The following is an 18664-nucleotide window of genomic DNA, read 5'->3' on the forward strand; positions in this document are numbered from 1 at the left end:
CCAGCGAGCTAACTGGCGCGGTTTTCCCGCGCCTCGTACTCCTGCACCAGCTGCTGCAAAAAGTGCATACCCGCTGAACTCAGGAAGTAGCGCTTGGGGCCGGTCTTGAATAGAAGCTGACGCTTGCCCAGGTAATCGAGCGCTTCGCCGATGCCTTTCTCGAAGCGGGCGGCGCGGAGGATGTCACGGTATTCCTCGTCCGCCTCCAGGGCATCCACGTCTTCATCGCGCAGGCCGGCATCCGGTCGCCCCAGGTACTCCAGATCCCGGCCTGAACGCGCAAAATAGCGACCGATCAGCAGCAGGCAAACCTGCACGCGGAAGGCGTTTTCGTCGTGCTCCTCGCTGTCCTCGTCGGTGTTCTCCCGCAGGTAGAAAAACGCCCCGTTTTCGTTGAAGACCAGCTCGCTCCCCAGATGCTCGTAGAACACCCTGAAATGGGACAGGTTGTTGTACAGCAGGTTGTAGAGCGGGTTAGCTTCCAGCTCCGAGCGGTTGGGGTTGTAGACGTCGCGCACGATGACCTTGCCCGCCGCCAGCTCGCGAAACAGCGCCGCGCTCTGGGCCGGCGCAATGTGATCGAAGCCGTTAGTAGAAGCGGTCGGTTCCGCCGGCATCGCGGTGTCGGCGGACAGAGCGTGTTCAGGATCCGGCATGGTTCGCTGCTTCCTGTTCGGTGGTTGAATTCGGGCGCGGCTCCAGGCGGCGCCGGCGATAGACGAACACATCGGCAATGTCGTCAGTCCGGGCGTCCGCTTCCAGGGTCTGGAAACGGTTGGTGGTGACCACCCGGAAGCCGTCCGGATGCTTGTGGTTCAGGCGATTGACCGCCGCCAGCAGATCCGGGAAGCGATAGCCTTCCACCACGCCATCCAGGCGCCCGTGCAGCTCACGCACCAGATCGCCGGTGGGCCGCAGTTGCAGGGTTTCCAGCCACTGGTACAGGGTCTGGATGCGCTCGGCGTCGACTTTCGGGTCCTTGCCGGCCGCGCCCGTCCGGCCCAGATCGGGCACCTGCGCCTTGCGCCCCAGGTCCGCCAGCCGCAGATCCAGCTCGGAGAACAGCAACTGGTAGTAGCTGGACGACTGTCCGAACGCATACTGCTTCGGTCGGCTCTGAGCCTTGAGCCCCACCAGGAAGCCGGTGGTGCGGGAGAAGTCGCTGCCGTCCAGCCACTTCTTCTTCAGGTTGAGGGTTTCGGTCTCTTCCTTCAGTTCGCGCAGTTGCCCGAAGAAATGCTCCATGGCGTTGTACTGGATCATGCTGCGGCGGGTCTTGCGCAGGAAGTGATCCACCTCGGCCGCCAGACTCTGGATGGGCTTGTGCAGCGCGTTGAGGCTCAGGGACGAGCGGAACATCTGGTCGGCGATGTCCTGCTGCCGGTTCTGCTCCAGCAGCCGGATGATGCCCTCCAGTGTGGCGAACAGGTTGGCGCCGTCGGGCAGGCGGGTGTCCGGGTTCAGGAACACCAGCGTTGGCTGGATGTGCCGCTCGTACAGGGTGGCGATGCGCTCCAGCAGGTCCTGGCGGAACGCGGTGAACTGCTCCGGCGCGCGGCTGGCATCGCCGGACATTTCCGCCAGGTCGGCGCTCAGGGTCTGCATACGCAGGATGTTCTGGCGCAGCAGGCCGATCAGCAGGCTGACCCGCTCGTTCAGGTCGTCACGCAGCTCGGTGAAATCCGGGTCCGCGTCGTTGAAGGTGCTCTGGGTCAGCCGGTCGTGAATGTCCCGCAGGGTGACCAGATGGCCTCTCAGGCGGGCATCGGTCAGCTCCTGGTAGAGCGAGGCGTTGCAGGCCCGGATCAGGTTGAGCAGCGCTTCCTGGAACACCAGCCGGCGTTCGCCTTCGGCCTTGACGATGTCGATCACCAGCCCGGTGCGGAACAGGTTGTCGGTGCTGAAGCCGGTGCGGATGCGCTCCTGCTCCGTGCGTTTGAGGTCGCGCACGTAGTCGAGCACGTCCATCGCCAGTTCGCTCTCGCGCACGTAACGCACCGACTCCCGGTCCATGCGCTCGATCACCCGGAACAGGACGCGCGGGTGTTCGAACAGCAGCCGCGTGGTGTCGAGGGTGCTGAACCGCTTACTGCTCATGGCTCACATCCAGCAGGTGATGCTGCGTCTGGTCGAACCAATCGGCGAGCCCTTCCCGGTCGCTGAAACCTTCCGGCCCGCCCCAGAACACCAGGTTGCGACTCGCGCTGTAGGGGCGGTCGGTGCGCATCTGCCCCACTTCCAGATGGCGGCCGACCTGGAAGATCAGCTCCGGACTGGCGCTGTGGGTGGCCGCGGAAAACAGGTTGAAGCCCTGGTGCTGCAAACGCTCCAGCAGCGCCGGCACCTGACTGACGTCGACGCTGGCCAGCTCGTCCAGCACCATCGGGAACGACAGACTGATCTGCGGGTACAGCACCCGCCGCAACAAGCGGTGAACCAGCTCCAGGTTGATCAGGGCCGTGGTCGAGGTGGACTGCCCCTTGGTGTCCAGTGAGGTGGCGGACTGCTTGCGGGTGCGGTAGGACACGCCGGTGACCACCTTGTCCATGGTCAGGCGGTTGCCGCTCTTCTGGTCCCCGAAGAACTCGGCGACGAATACCCGCAGGCGATCGTAGAAGGCGTCGGACTGCAGTTTGCCCGACGCATACGGATCGATCGCGGCCGATTCCTCTACCAGATTGTGGAACTTGGGATCGGTGTGGATATCGACGCGAATCTCCACCAGATCGTTGATGGTGACGCCGTCCAGCTCCCGGTTGAGGGCCGTCTCGAAACGCCGGATGTGTTCGCTGTTGGCCTTCAGCGCCTGGCGGTAGCTCGCCACCGTTTCGTTGTGGGAATCGATCTGCTCGCGCAGGACTCGCCCGCTCTCGGCCAGCCCGTTAAACAGATCCGACAGCGACTTGAAGGTATCGCGGATCGTTTGCCAGCTCGGGCTGTCGCTTTCCAGCGCGCCGTCGCGGTCCTCGCCAATCCCCTTGTTCACCAGCCGGCGCAGGCTTTCCAGGATACTGAAGCGTAATCGCTCCATCTCCTCCAGACCGCTGCGGATGTCGTCCTGGCGCGCGATGGACAGGGCGTCCGCCGCCAGCGGCTCTTCGGCTTCGACGGACTGCAGAGAGGGGAACCGGCGCTGATCGGCAGTGACGTTGTTCTGCAGGTGGAGCAGTTCGGTCTGGCGTTCCTGGGCGCGCTTGGCGGCCGTCTGGGCCTTGTCCAGCTTGGCGCCGACGGCTTCGACGCGCTCCCGCTCGATGGCCATTTTCTCTTCCAGTTCGGCCAGCGTGCGATTGGCCTCATCGATGGCCTGCCCGGCATCCTCGATGTTGGTGGCGGCGCTGGGCAGGCGCTTGAGGATGTCCAGATCCTTGCGGGTGGCGGCGATATCCTTCTCCGCCTGCTGGATGCGCTGCGCGCGGTCCGGGCCGCCATTGGCATTGTCGTCCAGCTCCGCCAGTTGGCGGCGGGCGGCGTTGAGTTCGCCGTCCAGCTTGCGGCGCTGGGCCGGGAAGTCGTCCGCCTGCGCGGCCCTGGCCGGCAAGGCGGTATCGAACCAGTCATAGCCCTGCTCGGTCTTTTCGAACAGTTCGGCCATCCGGCTCAGGGTGGCCTTGGTCTCGTCATCCAACGCCTGCCCCGGGCTGGCCGACACCAGACGCGGGTTCACCGCCCGCAACGGGGCCACAACGTCATCGTCCAACTGGTTCTGGAGCTGCCACTGGGCGCGCTGCTCGCGCTCGGTCACCGACTTCAGGTCCGCTTCCAGCTTCTCGATATTCCGGTTCAGCTGGGCCTTGCGCTGTTCGGCCTGGGCTGCGCTGTTGAGGGCGTTGAGCTGGGCCTGGCTGTCCTCCAGCGCCTCGTCCAGGGCGGCCTGGATTTCCTCGGAGGACATATCGCCATAGCGCGACACCAGGATCTCGCCATCGCTCTGGGTCTTCTCGGCTTTGGTCAGGACCGACTTCTGCGCCTTGATCTCCCCTTCCAGCCGGTTCTGATCCGTCTTCAGGGTATTGAGCTGTTTCTGGGACTGCTTGAGCGTACCCTGCAGGTCATCCCGCTCGCGATCCGCATCCTGCCGTTGTTGGCCGATGTCTTTCAGGGCCTGGGCCAGCCCGTCGCGGAAGGCAGCGAAGTCATGCTGGGTGCGGGTCAGGGTCTGGTAACGCTCGAACGCGGCTTGCAGCTTGTCGAACTGAGGGCGGGCGGATTCGATCCGGGTCAGGTGTTCCTGCCGGCGCTTGAGCTGGTCGTGGCGCTCGAGAAACTGGTCGATATCCAGCTCGAAGGCGTCGTCGGCGAATTTCTTGTCCGCCTCGATGATGCTGGCCACCGCGTGGGCCATGGCCTTGTCGTCCGCCTTCATCTCGAACAGCAGCAGGATCAGCGTGCGCAGGGACTGGATCTTGCGCTCGTCGGGATCCGCCAGGGGCAGCACGGAGTAGCGTACCGCGTCCGGTGACATCAGATCGGAACTGTAGAGCATCGACTTGAGCTTGCCGGGATCACTGGTCACCACCGTCTCCCGGGACAGCTTCTTCAGCGCCTCGGTCACCTTACCCACAGACAGCCCGGACACCGCCTCACCGATGCCGTCGGCGTCGTCTTCGGCGCAGTGCCAGAACAGGCCGCGCAGCTGGTCGTAGGCCACCGGCACGAAAATCCGGCCGTAGCTGAGCTGGCTGCTGTGCTCCCGGTATAGCACCTGGCAATGGGTGCCGGACGGGCTTTCCACTTCCATGATCAGGAAGCTGGACTGGCTGGGGAAGTAGTGCTGGTAGCTTTCCTCGTTGGTGTAGAAGCTGCCCGCGCTGGCGTTGCGGAAGGCGAACTTGTTCTTGCTGTTGCGGAAGTTGCTCTCCGGCAGCAGGAACAGCCGCAGCGAATTCAGCAGACTCGACTTGCCCAGGTTGCCGCTGCCGAGCAGCAGGGCGTGCTGGTTCAGGGGAATCTCGACGTAACAGAAGCCCGCCGAATCCACCAGCACCAGGCGGCGAATCCCGAAGCGGAAATAGGCCTGCGCGTCGCTTTGGGGCATCCCCTCAGTGCTCATCCAGAATGATCTCCTGTTCCATAAATTTCCGGGTCTCGCTGAACAGCGACGCCAGCCCGGTAAAGCCCAGCGTCGACGCCCGGTTGATGGCGTCCGTCAGTCGCTGCGGTGTCTGCGGTGTTTTCCGGAAGCCGTCGCGATAGGGCGCCCAGTCCGGCGGCTGCAGGAACCGCACCCGATCGCCCAACCGTACCTGCAACGCCTGATACATTTTCAGGCCGCCCAGATCGTAATCGAACGCGCAGTGGATGCGCTCGTAGCCGGCCAGCCAGTCGGTCACCGGCTCGCGCAGCACGCGATTGCCGCCGCCCAGAATGACGTCACAGGTCGCCAGCGACAGCGTCTCGCCCAGGCAGGTGCCGGCGAATGCCAGCATCTGTGGGTAGTGGGCGAAATTATCCTCGTTTTCGATCACCAGCGCCGTCGATTTGGGCGTAAAGCCAATATGGCTGGCATCGGCATTCAGGCACGCCACATCCGGCCGCGGGTCCGCAAGGGCGTCATGGTAAACCAGAACGAAGGCGGTTGCCGTCACCCGGCGGTGGGAATCCCCCTGCAGGGCCGCGTCGCGACGAGTGGTCGGGGCCTGTGCCAGGCGCTCCAGCTCGGCCATCACCGCGTCGTCCCGACAGGTCACCCGCCAGCGCTGCTGCGACACCCGGTCCAGCTCAAAACAATCGCGGTGCCGGGCGACCAGGTCAGACGGCAGTTGTTTTAGGAACGCAGGATAGTTGATCGGCTTACCCTCACGCATCGCCGCGAGGTATTTCGCCAGGGCCAGACTCATGCCGGTGACTCACATCCAAAAGAGAACGACCCAGAATACGAAATCGGCCGGGTCGACACCAACGCCGGACACTCAGTCGCGGACATACACCCAGTTCGTCGCCACATTGTCGCACACGATCACCCGGGCGCCGGAGGGTGCGCAGTTTTTCAGACTCTTTGGCAGCTCGTCCGGCGGCTTGCGATTCACTCCGAGCGTGCGCTTGTCCTGCTTGAGGTAGTCGAACGTCTCGTCCATCCGCTGGGCAAAGTCGATGCCCTTCGCCTCGTAACGTCGGAAGCTGTTGTAGAAGCGGGTAAAGCTCATGGTGGTGCCGCCCAGGCCGATCTCCAGCATCTTGGCGATGTAGCGATCGTAGGCGTCGGAGAGATAGGCGCGAACCGCGGTTTCGTTCGACAGGTCCCCGCGATAGGGGCTCAAACCCAGGCGATTGTCGTCATCCAGCACACCGGTGCGGAGGGCCGAATTTGCCTGATTGGTCGCCAGTTCGTATTGGGCCGACGGACAGCGAATGACCGTGCCACCCAACTGACAACCCTCGAATGCCGAATCGCCTGCCGGCGGAGGCGTCGGCTCGGTTTCGGGGTCGGGTTTTGGGCGCTCTGAAGTGACCGGACTGGCAGGCTTCGCCGATTGAGATGTCGCCGCCTCGGGCCCGGGCACCGCCAGCCCCAGCCGGGCCGCCGGTCGCTTGAGCAACAGGGCCTGGACCTGAGGGGTATTTCTGCGGAAATCTTCGAACGTGGGCAACGTCGACCCGCCGCCTTTGGCCTGGATATCGCAATAGAGCTGTTCATACGCTGTTGCGGGATTTTTCGGGCAGGCGCTGTAAGCCAGGGGGCTGGCCAGCAGCAAAGCAAACAGGAACGGGCGAAAAGTCAGTCGGCGTTTCATTGATTGTCGTCGTGTGAAGTCCGGTATCGACACTAAAGCAAAGCGCGAGGATCTGCCAACACCGTAGGACGCGCCCTCATGAAAAAGGCGCCGACCGGTCAATCAGTTGCCCGATCGACCCGACGGCGCCTGTTTCAGGGCGCGTCAATCAACACCGCTGCATCAACCGGCAAACGCCGCATAGATGGCAATCACCAGAATCACCAGCACGATGCCCGCCGGAATCGCGCCACTCCAGGGCGTGAGGTCGACCTGGCCGCTGTCCTGCTGCACCCAAGCAGTGGCCCGCGGGGCGATCTTGCCGATCAGCAACATGCCGACCACCAGCAGTACGAAGACCAGCGCGACGAAGTGGAAGTCGTTGATCGCGTCGAGGATGCCGGTGAACGGCGGCACGAAGTACACCAGGCCGATGATCACACAGCCGCCAATCAGGGCGATCTTGGCCGCAATCGAGGGCACGCGCTTGCTCAACAGGCCGACCAGCACCACCGACAGGATCGGGATGAAGTACATGGCGTTCATCTTCTGCAGGTAGCCGAACAGGCTTTCCTGCCCCGCCAGCATCGGGGCGATCAGCATGGCGGCGATGGCCATGACCCAACCGAAGATCTTACCGGCGTTGACCACTTGCTCGTCGGTGGCGTCCTTGTTGATGACGCCCTTGTACAGGTCGAGACTGAACAGCGTGGTGGTACTGTTCAGCGCGGAGTTGAAGGACGACAGGATCGCACCCACCATCACCGCAGCGAAGAAGCCGGTCAGGTACGGCGGCAGCACGTTGAACACCAGGTGACCGTAAGCTTCGTCCGCGCGGATGCCGTCACCCGCGTACAAGTGGTAGGCGATGATGCCCGGAATAACCAGATACAGCGGGCCCAGCAGCTTGAACAGACCGGTCAGCAGCACACCCTTCTGGCCTTCGGCGAGGTTCTTGGCGGCAAACGTCCGCTGGATGATCTGCTGGTTGGTGGTCCAGTAGAACACGTTGATCAGGAAGACACCGGTAAACAGCGTGGCAAACGGCACCTGCTGGTCCGCACCGCCGATGGAGTTCAGTTTGTCCGGGTTGGTCTGCTTGAGGATATCCCAGCCGGCCATCACGCCGGTGCCGTCACTGACCGCCTGCAGGCCGAAGTAGACGATGACGAAGCCACCGATCAGCAGCCCCACACCGTTCAGGGTGTCGGACACCGCAACCGTGCGCAGACCACCGAACAGGGCGTAAACCGAGCCGATCAGCCCCACGACCCAGACCGTGCCCCACAGCAGTGTGGTGTGCGACTGGATGCCGGTCAGACCCGGCAGGTCCAGCATGCCCTGGAGCCCCACCGCCCCGGAGTACAGGATGATCGGCAGCAGGATGACCGCGTACGCCAGCAGAAAGATGATGTTACAGATCAGCTGGGTGCCCGGATCAAACCGCTCGCGCAGCAGCTGCGGCACGGTGGCGATCCCGCTGCGCAGGAAGCGCGGCAGGAAGAACAGCGCCAGCAGCACCAGCGCAATGACCGCGACCACTTCCCAGGCCATGACGCTGAGGCCGTCCGTGAACGCGGAGCCGTTCAGGCCCACCATCTGCTCGGTGGACAGGTTGGTCATCAACAGCGACCCGGCGATGAACGGGAAGGTCAGGCTACGACCGGCCAGGAAATAGCCGCGCGTGCTGTCATGGTCGTCACGGCGTGTGACCAGCCAGGTGATCAGTGCGACCAGCCCTGTAAAAAACAGGAACGAGATCAGGGTAAGTGCATGCATAGCTTGTCCTTGTTCTTGGAAAACATCAGTTCGGTGAATTCAATGCGCGACGCTGCACCACCCGGGCAGCAAGAGTCCGTCCCGTCGCACGTTCGGAAACATCAGCCTTTGAAGGCCGTACACGCCTGGCCCACCACATCGGTCTCGGCCACCAGCAGCGCGCCGTCCAGCGGCCCGCGTTCCGATGGCGTCAATTCCGCGTGGGCGGTGGTGACGTAAAGGGTTTTGCGATCCGGACCGCCGAACACGCAGCTGCTGGGGCAGCGCGCGGGCACCTCGACGATCCGGTCGATCTCGCCGTCCGGCCGATAGCGGATCAGGCAGCCCGCGCCCCAGCGGGCGTTCCACAGGCAACCGTCCTCATCCATGGCCGAGCCGTCCGGATTGCCGTAACCCTCGGTCGCCGCAAACACGCGGCGGTTGCGGGCGGCGCCGGTGTCGGCATCCCAGTCGTATTGCCAGATCACACCTTTAAGCGTGTCGGCGAAATACATGCGGGTTTCGTCCGGGCTCCACACCAGGCTGTTGCTGATGCCGACGCCGGATTCCACCTGCCGGACGCTGCCGTCCGTGTCGATGCACCACAGCAGGCCACTGCTCTGGCGCACCGGGATGTTCTCCCCGTCGGGGCCGATGTTCTGCTGCATGGACGCCATCCAGAAGCGGCCACGGGGATCCACGCGGGCCTCGTTAGTGCGGTTTTCGGAGGGCTCGTCCGCCGGTTCAGCCACAGCTGTCAGATGGCCATCCGCGGGATCCAGGTCATAGACCCCACGCCCGGCAGCCACCAGGTAGTGACCGTTGGACCGCGGCACGATGGCGCTGACCGTCTCTTCGAAGGACCAACTGCGCGGCGCGGCATCGTCCGGGCCATAGGCAAACGCCCGGCGGCCGACGATGTCGACCCAGAGCAGTTCGTTCCGTGCCGCGTCCCAGTGGGGACCTTCGCCCAGCGCAAAACGGTCGTCCAGCAGGGGTTCGAAATTCATGACGCCTCCTGGCCGCCGGGACGGCTGTGGTCGTTGGGTTGCAGGTAGCCCAGTTCGCGGGAGATGTCCCGGGCGACTTCCAGCAACAGCGCCTGCAGGTCCTGCAGGCGGGTGGTGCTCATGCGGGACGCCAACGAGGTCACGCTGATGCCGGCGACCACCTCGCCCCGGAAATTGAAGATGGGCGCCGCCACGCAGCGCACCCCTTCCTCGTGCTCTTCCATGTCCAGCGCACAGCCACGCACACGGATGTCGGCCAGCGCCTGACGCAGGGCCCGGGCGTCGGGAATGGTGTGGGCGGTGTGCCGGACAAACTCGGTGTGGGCGATGACGTCTTCCTGCTGTTGTTCGGGCAAGTAGGCGAGGATGGCCTTGCCCACGCCGGTGCAGTACATGGGGCCCCGCTTGCCGATCGCCGAATACAGCCGGATCGTCTTGGGACTTTCCAGCTTGTCGATGTAGATGATCTCGTGACCGTCCACCGCAGCCAGATGGACCGTCTCCCCTGCCTCGTGCAGCAGCCGCTGCATGTGATCCCGCGCCACCTTGGGAATATCCAGCCGCTCCCAGGTCCGCTGGGCCATGCTCAGCAGGCGGTAACCGGGGGAATAACGCTGGTCTTCCCGGTCATAACGGACCAGACCGTGATCCAGCAGCGTGGTGAGCAGGCGATGTGCAGTGGACTTGGGCAGCCCGAGACGAGTGACCAGGTCTGTGAACCGGATGGCTTCCGGATTGTCGCAGACGGTCTCCAGGACCTGGATCGCCTTATCGATCGACGACATGAATGGGGGACCTCGTTTGTTGTTGTGACGCTATTGTGTCGCGTTTATACCACTCAGTTCCATATCTGGAAATGACGGTTCCGCAATATGGACCTTCGGCATTGTGCCGGTCAAGGCGTAGCCATTGGCGTCAAATGACCTGAATAAAGCCAACCCGTATTGACACGGAACGGGTCGGAAGATAACACTAAACCATAATTGGAACACAAGTTCCATATATTGGAACTTAAAGGCATATGCATGCCTTTCTTCTACCCTTAAGGAATATCAAGCCTTCTTGCGCCCAACCGGCTATCCGGACCGCCCGGATGGCCTTGCCGTCGCTTCGGACAGCCATGGCGGGGCAACGACCGCATCACGGGAGAGACCGAGTGAGTAACAACAAAGACCGCAAGCTCCGCAGCCAGCAGTGGTACGGCAAGCACGACCGCGACGGCTTTATCCACCGCAGCTGGATGAAGAGCCAGGGCCTGCCGGATCACGCCTTCGACGGCCGGCCGATCATCGGCATCTGCAACACCTGGTCGGAAATCACCCCCTGCAACGCCCACCTGCGGGACATCGCCGAGCACGTCAAGAAAGGCGTCTGGGAAGCGGGCGGCGTGCCGCTGGAATTTCCCGCCATGTCCCTGGGCGAAACCCAGATGCGCCCCACCGCCATGCTGTTCCGCAACCTGCTGAGCATGGACGTGGAGGAATCCATCCGCGCCAACCCGCTGGACGGCGTCGTCCTGCTGGGCGGCTGTGACAAGACCACACCCGGCCAGGTGATGGGTGCGGCCAGCGTCGACCTGCCCACCACGGTCATCTCCTCCGGCCCCATGCTGAGCGGCAAGTACCGCGGCCAGGACATCGGCTCCGGCACGGACGTGTGGAAGTTCAGCGAGCAGGTCCGCGCCGGTACCATGAGCCTGCCGGAATTCCTCAACGCCGAAGGCTGCATGTCCCGCAGCCCGGGCACCTGCATGACCATGGGCACCGCCTCCACCATGGCCTCGCTGATGGAAGCCATGGGCATGGCCCTGCCCCTGAACGCCTCGATTCCCGCCGTGGACGCCCGCCGCAAGGTCCTGGCCCACCTGACCGGCATGCGCATGGTGGAGATGGTCCACGAGGACCTGACCATCTCCAAGGTCCTCACCCGCAAGGCCTTCGAGAACGCCATCAAGGTGAACGCGGCGATTGGCGGCTCCACCAACGCCGTGGTGCACCTGCTGGCCATCGCCGGCCGCCTGGGCGTGGAGCTGGACCTGGAAGACTTCGACCGCCTCGGTCGCGAGGTGCCATTGCTGGTCAACCTGATGCCGTCCGGTAAATACCTGATGGAAGACTTCCATTACAACGGCGGCCTGCCCGTCGTGCTCCAGCGCCTGCAGGATCAGCTGCACCTGGACGCCCCGAGCATCACCGGCAAGCACATCGGCGAAGCGCTGGATCAGGTGGAATGCTTCAACGACGACGTCATCCGCCCCATGGACAACCCGGTCCGCCCGGCCGCCGGCATCGCCGTGCTGAAAGGCAACCTGTGCCCGAAAGGCGCCATCATCAAACCGTCCGCCGCCAGCGAAGGCCTGCTCAAGCACCGGGGCCAGGCGGTGGTGTTCGAAACCATCGAGGACTTCAAGGCCCGCATCGACGACCCGAACCTGGAGGTGGACGAAAACTCCATCCTCGTCCTCAAGGGCTGCGGCCCGAAGGGGTATCCGGGCATGCCGGAAGTGGGCAACATGCCGCTGCCGCCGAAGGTGCTGGAGAAAGGCGTGACCGACATGGTGCGCCTGTCCGATGCCCGCATGAGCGGCACCGCGTTCGGCACCGTGGTGCTGCACATCTCGCCGGAAGCCAACGAAGGCGGCCCGCTGGCGCTGGTGGAAAACGGCGACTGGATCGAGATGGACGTGGAGGCCCGCAAGCTGCACCTGGACATCTCCGACGAGGAACTGGCCCGCCGCCAGCAGGCCTGGGAAGCGCCCGAATCCCCCCACAAGCGCGGCTACTACCGCCTCTACATCGACCACGTGATGCAGGCGGACGAAGGCGCGGACCTGGACTTCCTGAAAGGCAGCAGCGGCCACGTCGTGACGCGGGAGTCCCACTGATATGGCCGACTACGCCACCTACCCGAGCCTGGCCGGCCGCGTCGCCCTGATCATCGGCGGCGCCACCGGCATCGGCGCCGCCCTGGTGGAAGCCTTTGCCGACCAGGGCGCCAGAGTCGCCTTTCTCGACATCGACGAGGACGCCGGCAACGCCCTCAGCGAGCAACTGGCCGACCGCGCCAGCCAGCCGCTGTTCGTGCCCTGCGACATCCGCGACATCGAAGCGCTGCGCTTTGCCATCCATACCGTCGCCGACCGGCTGGGCCCGATCCGGGTGCTGATCAACAACGCCGCCTGGGACGACCGCCACAAACTGGAAGACGTCTCGCCGGAATACTGGGACCAGGGCATGGCCGTGAACCTGCGCCCGCACTTTTTCTCCACCCAAGCGGTGCGCGACGCCATGCGCGAGGCCGGCGGCGGCAGCGTCATCAACATGAGTTCCAACAGCTACCTGCTGGGCCTGGAAGGCTACCCCGGCTACGTCACCGCCAAGGCGGGCATCGTCGGCCTGACCAAGGGACTGGCCCGGGAACTGGGGCCGGAGAACATCCGCATCAACGCCGTGCTGCCCGGCTGGGTGATGACCCAGCGCCAGAAAGACCTGTGGCTGACCGATGAGGCCGAGAAGGAACTGATGCAGCAACAGGCCCTGAAGACCAAGATCGATCCCGCGGACGTCGCCCGCCTGACCCTGTTCCTGGCCGCCGAAGACAGCGCGCTGATCACCGGCCAGAGCCACATCATCGACGGAGGGCGGGTATGACGGCGACGGAGCTGAGCGCCGGCGCGCTGATTGCGGTCGACTGGGGCACCACCAACTTCCGCGCCACCCTTCTGACGGCCGACGGCGCCGTCATCGATCGCCTGCAGGCCCCGAAGGGCATCCTGCATGTGGAGCGGGAAGCGTTCCCGGCCGTGCTGGCCGAACTGCTGGCGCCCTGGTTGCCACAACTGCCCGGCGTACCGGTGCTGATGGCCGGCATGATCGGCAGTGCCGACGGCCTGGTGGACGTGCCGTATCTTGCCTGCCCCGCCAGCCTCGACGACATCGCCGACGGCCTGGTGCGGGTCACGCCACTGGGCGAAGCCAACCCGGCGTACATCGTGCCCGGCCTGAAAGGCCAGTCGGTGGCGGACAGCCCGGACGCCATGCGCGGCGAGGAAATCCAGATTCTCGGCGCCCTCGATCGTGACGCCACCGGCGAACAGATCCTCTGCCTGCCCGGTACCCACGCCAAGTGGGTCCGCCTGGAAGGCCGCACCGTGCAGTCGTTCAGCACCTGCATGACCGGCGACGCTTACTCGGCCCTGCGCCAGCACACCATCCTTCGTCGCTTTGCCGCCGATGGCAGGCACGATGCCCGGGCCTTCCGCCGCGGACTGGAACGCGTCCGTCGCCCCGGCGGCCTGATGCATCACCTGTTCAGCGCCCGTACCGAAGTGCTGCTCGGTGACATGCTCCCGGAAACCGCCAGCGCCTATCTGTCCGGCCTGCTGATCGGTGATGAAGTGCGCGCCATGGTCGCCGCGCTGCAACCGCACAGCGACGTCACCCTGATCGGCGATCCGCGCCTGACGGCACTCTATGCCGAGGCCCTGGAATTACACGGCCAGAGCAGCCGCAGCCTCGACGGCGACCAGGCGGTGATCGACGGCCTCCACCAACTGGCAACCCGCGCCGGGCTGCCCCGGTCCAACTGAACGGAACTGCCCATGCCCAGCCCAACGTTTGAAACCTACCGCGCCGAATTGCCCCTCATCGCCATCCTGCGCGGCATCCAACCGGAGGAAGCGGTACCCCTGGTCGAACAACTGATCGAGGCCGGCTTCCGGCTGATCGAAGTGCCGCTCAACTCGCCCTCGCCTTTTGAAAGCATCGCGGCGCTGGCCGAACGTTTTGGCGACCAGGCCCTGATCGGCGCCGGGACCGTCACAAACATCGAAGACGTGGAACGGCTCAAGCAGGCCGGCGGCCGCTTGCAGGTGATGCCCCACGGCGATCCGGAGGTCATCCGCGCCGGCGTGGCCGCCGGCATGGACGTGCTGCCCGGCGCGATGACGCCGACCGAAGCCTTTGCGGCCCTGAAAGCCGGCGCCGAAGCGCTGAAGATCTTCCCGGCGGAACTGGTGGGCGCCCAAGGCATCAAGGCCCTGCTGTCGGTGCTGCCGAAGGGCACACTGGTGGCGCCAACCGGCGGCGTCACCCCAGAGAATCTCGGGGAACTGGCCGCCGCCGGCGCCGGCGGGTTCGGCCTCGGCTCCGGCCTCTACAAGCCGGGCTTCGATGCCGCCACCCTGCGCGAGCGGGCCGACGCCTACGTCGCCGCCTGGCGTCAGATCGGAGGCTGAGGAACGATGGCGGGCTACCACATCACCGAGGGCCGGTTCGGCGACTATCCCACCCGGGTGCTGGCCAGTGCGGATGGCTCCGCCCGGGCCAAGATCGCCCTGCGCGGCGCTACCCTGCTGAGCCTGACGCTGCCCACTGCACAAGGGCCGGAGCCCGTACTCGGCGGCTACAACGACCCGGCCGATTTCGCCGCCCTAACCGGTGCCCGCTCCGCCATCCTCGCGCCCTACAGCAACCGTCTGGCCGGCGGGCAATACACCTTCGATGGTGTGACCCACGCCTTTGCCAGGCGCGACAAGGACGGCAACAGCCTGCACGGGCTGGTCATGGATGCGGCCTGGTACCCGGTTCGGGAAACCGCCGATGACAAGAGCGCGATTCTGGAGCTGGCTACAGACCAGCTTCTGGCCGGTGACGCACCGGGCTACCCGTTCAAACTCGCCCTGAAAACCCGCTTCACCCTCTCCCGGGACGGCCTGCGGCTGGACCTGATCGCCACCAACCAGGGCGCCGTCTCCGCACCGGTCGGCCTGGGCTGGCACCCCTACCTGGAAACCCGCGGGCGCGATATTCGCGATGCCCACCTGACGCTGCCCTATCACCAGAGCGTCGTCACCGATGAGCGACTGATTCCATTACCCGGCGCGGCCAGCGTGGCCGACCTGACCGGCACTGAATCGGATTTCAGCGGCGAGGGCCAGAATATCAACGGCCAGGCGATCGACTGCTGCTTTGTGGGGATGCCACAGCCGGGCTGGATCAGCAGCCGCTTGCACGATCCGGCCACCCACCTGACCCTGGAACTCGCCCAGTCCCATGGCGTGGTGCAAGTCTATACCGGCCACAGCCTGCCTCACCGTCAGTACGACGGCCTGGCCATCGAGCCCAACGAATTCATGCCCGACGCCTTCAACCGGCCGGAGCTGGCCAACGCCATCCGGCTGGCGCCGGGACGCGAGCGCACGCTGTCCGCGCAAATCCGCATCCTTCCGGACCTAACCTGAACAGGCCTTCATCCCCGATGCCTCCCCAAGGTGGGCCGGTTGAGCTAAGGTATTCGGCATGATACGCCAATCCCGATTCCGCAAAGCCCTCCAGCAACAGATGGCCAACGCGACCTGTTATGACGACTGGTACGCGGCGGCCGCCGAACTCGACGATGTGGACGGGTTGCTGGACTGGCGGGCCGAAGACGACACGCCGATGCTCCACAGCGCGTTGATCCGCGAGCATATGGAGGCGCTGAAAGCCCATCGCCTGGACTGCGACACCCGCTCCCTGACCCGCGTGTTGCAGGAAAGCCTGTACCGCCACCTGGGCGAACTGTCGAACCCGGACCTGTACGCCGTCGCCCGCACCGGCACCAAACACCTGGTCACGGAATTCCTGAAAGAAGTCGAGCGGGGCATGCAGTACGTGTGCGACAACCCGCTGCCGGGCGCGACCGACTCGGAGAAGCTGCAGCTGTTCCGCAACGCCGAGCGGGTCTTCGGCAACACTGCGCTGATGCTCAGCGGCGGCGCGGCTTTCGGCATCTACCATTTCGGCGTCACCCGGGCCCTGTGGTCGCAGGATCTGTTGCCGCCGGTGATCGCCGGCTCCAGCATGGGCGCGATTCTGGCCGCCGCCATCTGCACCCGGGACGACTCGGAACTGGCGACCTTCTTCAGCCACCCGGAACAGGTCAACCGGGACGCCTTGCACTGGCTGCGCCCGGACCGCATCTGGCGCGACGGCCACGCCATGGACCCCGAAAAACTGCTGGCACACATCCGCGCCAACGTCGGGCGTTACAGCTTCCGCGAGGCGTACCTGCACAGCGGCCGCACGCTGAACATCTCCGTCTCGCCGACCCGTACCCGTCAGAAACCCCGGCTGCTGAACGAGCTGGCCTCGCCGGAAGTGATGGTGGACTCCGCCGTACTCGCCTCCTGCGCGGTGCCTGGCATCTACCCGCCGGTCACCCTGCGCGGGCGCGATAAACAGGCGGCGGACGGCGAAACCGATTACATGCCCACCGAAACCTGGATCGACGGCAGCGTTCACGGCGACCTGCCCATGATGCGCATGGCCCGTCTGCACAACGTGAACAAAACCATCGTCAGCCAGGCCAACCCGCACGTGCTGCCGTTCATCAGCCACCGGCGCGATCGCGGCGTCCCGGCCTCCATGCGCCAGGCCGCGGGCACGCTGGTGCACGCCCAGGTGGCCTCCGTACTGGAAATGACCCGCAACGTGGGCACGCCCAGCATCCTCAGACCTTACGTGGAACAGGCCCACGCGCTGGCGACCCAGTCCTATCTGGGGGACATCAACATCCAGTTCCCGTTCAAACCCTGGCTGTACCGCAAGGTACTCTCCAACCCCAGCGAACAAGACCTGGCGATGTACATTCAACTGGGGGAACAGGCCACCTGGCCGCAGATGGCGATGGTGCGGGATCAGACCGTGGTGAGTCGGGCGTTCCGGGATTGTATTGCACGGCTCAAGCAACGGGCGGGGACTGAAAGGCGAAGGGTGACGGATTGATTCACACGGTCCGCAATCTCGGTTAAAAGACGGGAACTGCCCGCAACCTTCCGAAAATAGAGTCTGGAACCTAGCGCCCGGTATAGATAAACCGTTCCTCGGCTTTGTCGACCACCTGATCCATAATGCCGGTACCGGCCCCAAAATAACGGCCTTCAATATCGTATGGGTCGACCAATCCCCTGGCGTACTTGCCACCTGGCTGGTAATCCGCCATGAACGATCGCAGATCCACGACGTCGGCAAAGTTCGATTGATTCACGTCGAAACGGCCGATGCTGCGACTGAGCCCGTTCGGCCCGCGGTCCAGTTCAATCTTCTCGATCACCGCGTCCGCGACGGATTGCGCCGCAAAATCAACGCCGGCACGTTTGAGTGAATCCGTTATCCTGTCGCGCTCACCGTCCGTCAGCGGATCGGAACCCTCCAGAACAGTCAGCTCACCTTCCTGAATCGAGAATCCCCAGTCCTTGCTTTTGAGCGTGGCGGACAGGCTTTCAACACCGGATAGGTAACCAAGCTCCAGATCAGCCGCGCGCTCACCGATCTCAAAGCCGAACAGCTCCTGCACCCGATTGTAGCGGGCCGTCATGGCTTCAGGAGATTCTATGTTGGTGTTGATAACGGCTCGAACATCGTAGAGACCGTGGCTGGAAGGGAGTACCGGATCATCTTCTCGGTAAATGGCAGACGCTGTTTCTGCAGGCGTACTCGATAACTCGTCGGCGCTGATTTCTTCGACACGAGCGTTGCCGTTGTCAAAGCGGGCCTGCTGTCCAAACAGTGAAGTAAGCGAGTCGATTTTCATCCCTGTCGTCTCCCGGTGCCGTACTTTGTTTAACGGCGAGCATCCGGGAAACTTCAGTGTGACGGCAGTACAGATAGAAGCGGGATACTTGCGAAACTTGGCCAGGGCTACTTGCGTAATACCGGGTTCTGGATGCAGGTATCCAGTATGCGGATGGTCAACCGGACCAGCTCAAGTACAGTAATCCAGCCCTTTTGCGACAAGGCAGGCCGTGACGCTTGCCCCTAAATAGCCCCTATCCAGCCAGCAGTTTTCCCGAAATGATCAACTTCAGTGTCTTTAAAAACAACACAGCGATCGTAACGGTTACAAACATAAGCAGTGAGACCGCCACCACTTTCAAGGGCCAAATCTGCACAAACATCGAATATTTGAGCGCCGATATCGCCAGGGCAGCCATCGGAAAGCCTACCGACCACCAACCACTCGCAAATGGCACTCCTGAACGGAAAATTCGAGGTGCCAACGCCAAGAAGATAAAAAGTCGCCCCTGCAAAAGTAAAAACCTGAACAAAGGCAATGAGTTGGCCTGACTTCGGGGTATAATATCCATCATAAATCTCCCCGTTTCGTCCAAAAACCGGAAGAAAGCCCCATGATCCCACGGGA

16 protein-coding genes are annotated in these 18664 nt (G+C 64.0%); 6 read left to right on the forward strand and 10 right to left on the reverse strand.

Going from position 1 to position 18664, the window contains the following annotated elements:
• Window positions 1-8: 8 nt before the first annotated feature.
• From J3364_RS21105 to J3364_RS21140, 8 genes are all read right to left on the reverse strand, one after another.
• Window positions 9-656 (reverse strand): condensin complex protein MksE, encoded by a 648-nt coding sequence (locus J3364_RS21105; RefSeq protein ID WP_349560125.1) that lies wholly within the window; start codon window positions 654-656, stop codon window positions 9-11.
• On the reverse strand, window positions 643-2097 hold the full coding sequence (locus J3364_RS21110) for a hypothetical protein (RefSeq protein ID WP_349560126.1): 1455 nt from the start codon (window positions 2095-2097) through the stop codon (window positions 643-645). Before J3364_RS21110 ends, J3364_RS21105 begins: the two co-directional genes overlap by 14 nt.
• A complete protein-coding gene (locus J3364_RS21115; protein WP_349560127.1) occupies window positions 2087-5053 on the reverse strand; it encodes a coiled-coil domain-containing protein in 2967 nt (988 codons plus the stop codon). The genes J3364_RS21110 and J3364_RS21115 overlap by 11 nt, the downstream gene beginning before the upstream one ends.
• Window positions 5043-5840, reverse strand: coding sequence for a hypothetical protein (locus J3364_RS21120; RefSeq protein WP_349560128.1), 798 nt, complete (start codon window positions 5838-5840; stop codon window positions 5043-5045). Before J3364_RS21120 ends, J3364_RS21115 begins: the two co-directional genes overlap by 11 nt.
• A gap of 72 nt (window positions 5841-5912) precedes the next feature.
• Window positions 5913-6734: a hypothetical protein gene (locus J3364_RS21125; protein ID WP_349560129.1), complete on the reverse strand. Its 822-nt coding sequence runs from the start codon at window positions 6732-6734 to the stop codon at window positions 5913-5915.
• A gap of 162 nt (window positions 6735-6896) precedes the next feature.
• Window positions 6897-8492: a solute:sodium symporter family transporter gene (locus tag J3364_RS21130; protein WP_349560130.1), complete on the reverse strand. Its 1596-nt coding sequence runs from the start codon at window positions 8490-8492 to the stop codon at window positions 6897-6899.
• A 101-nt stretch (window positions 8493-8593) separates the two neighbouring features.
• Entirely contained in the window at window positions 8594-9481 is an 888-nt protein-coding gene (locus J3364_RS21135; protein ID WP_349560131.1) for an SMP-30/gluconolactonase/LRE family protein, read from the reverse strand.
• Window positions 9478-10266 carry an IclR family transcriptional regulator gene (locus J3364_RS21140; RefSeq protein WP_349560132.1) on the reverse strand — a complete coding sequence of 263 codons (789 nt, stop codon included), beginning with the start codon at window positions 10264-10266 and terminating at the stop codon, window positions 9478-9480. Before J3364_RS21140 ends, J3364_RS21135 begins: the two co-directional genes overlap by 4 nt.
• A gap of 335 nt (window positions 10267-10601) precedes the next feature.
• Between J3364_RS21140 and araD the strand changes: the two genes are divergently transcribed.
• From araD to J3364_RS21170, 6 genes are read left to right on the forward strand one after another with little or no spacing between them, the layout of a single operon-like run.
• Window positions 10602-12365 carry an L-arabinonate dehydratase gene (gene araD / locus J3364_RS21145; RefSeq protein ID WP_349560133.1) on the forward strand — a complete coding sequence of 588 codons (1764 nt, stop codon included), beginning with the start codon at window positions 10602-10604 and terminating at the stop codon, window positions 12363-12365.
• Between the two features lies 1 nt (window position 12366).
• Window positions 12367-13131 carry an SDR family NAD(P)-dependent oxidoreductase gene (locus J3364_RS21150; protein WP_349560134.1) on the forward strand — a complete coding sequence of 255 codons (765 nt, stop codon included), beginning with the start codon at window positions 12367-12369 and terminating at the stop codon, window positions 13129-13131.
• Window positions 13128-14069, forward strand: coding sequence for a 2-dehydro-3-deoxygalactonokinase (locus tag J3364_RS21155; protein WP_349560135.1), 942 nt, complete (start codon window positions 13128-13130; stop codon window positions 14067-14069). Before J3364_RS21150 ends, J3364_RS21155 begins: the two co-directional genes overlap by 4 nt.
• A 12-nt stretch (window positions 14070-14081) precedes the next feature.
• Complete coding sequence (locus J3364_RS21160; RefSeq protein WP_349560136.1) at window positions 14082-14717, forward strand: 2-dehydro-3-deoxy-6-phosphogalactonate aldolase; 636 nt, start codon at window positions 14082-14084, stop codon at window positions 14715-14717.
• Between the two features lie 6 nt (window positions 14718-14723).
• Window positions 14724-15722 (forward strand): aldose 1-epimerase, encoded by a 999-nt coding sequence (locus J3364_RS21165; RefSeq protein WP_349560137.1) that lies wholly within the window; start codon window positions 14724-14726, stop codon window positions 15720-15722.
• A gap of 58 nt (window positions 15723-15780) precedes the next feature.
• Window positions 15781-17247 carry a patatin-like phospholipase family protein gene (locus J3364_RS21170; RefSeq protein ID WP_349560138.1) on the forward strand — a complete coding sequence of 489 codons (1467 nt, stop codon included), beginning with the start codon at window positions 15781-15783 and terminating at the stop codon, window positions 17245-17247.
• A gap of 70 nt (window positions 17248-17317) precedes the next feature.
• On the opposite strand, the gene J3364_RS21175 is transcribed toward J3364_RS21170, so the two are convergent.
• On the reverse strand, window positions 17318-18055 hold the full coding sequence (locus J3364_RS21175) for a hypothetical protein (protein ID WP_349560139.1): 738 nt from the start codon (window positions 18053-18055) through the stop codon (window positions 17318-17320).
• A 224-nt stretch (window positions 18056-18279) separates the two neighbouring features.
• The coding region (locus J3364_RS21180; RefSeq protein ID WP_349560140.1) for a hypothetical protein at window positions 18280-18664 on the reverse strand (385 nt) is incomplete at its 5' end.

The organism is Marinobacter sp. NFXS9, from assembly GCF_040148665.1.
In the GTDB taxonomy this organism is placed as follows: Bacteria; Pseudomonadota; Gammaproteobacteria; order Pseudomonadales; family Oleiphilaceae; genus Marinobacter_A; species Marinobacter_A mangrovi.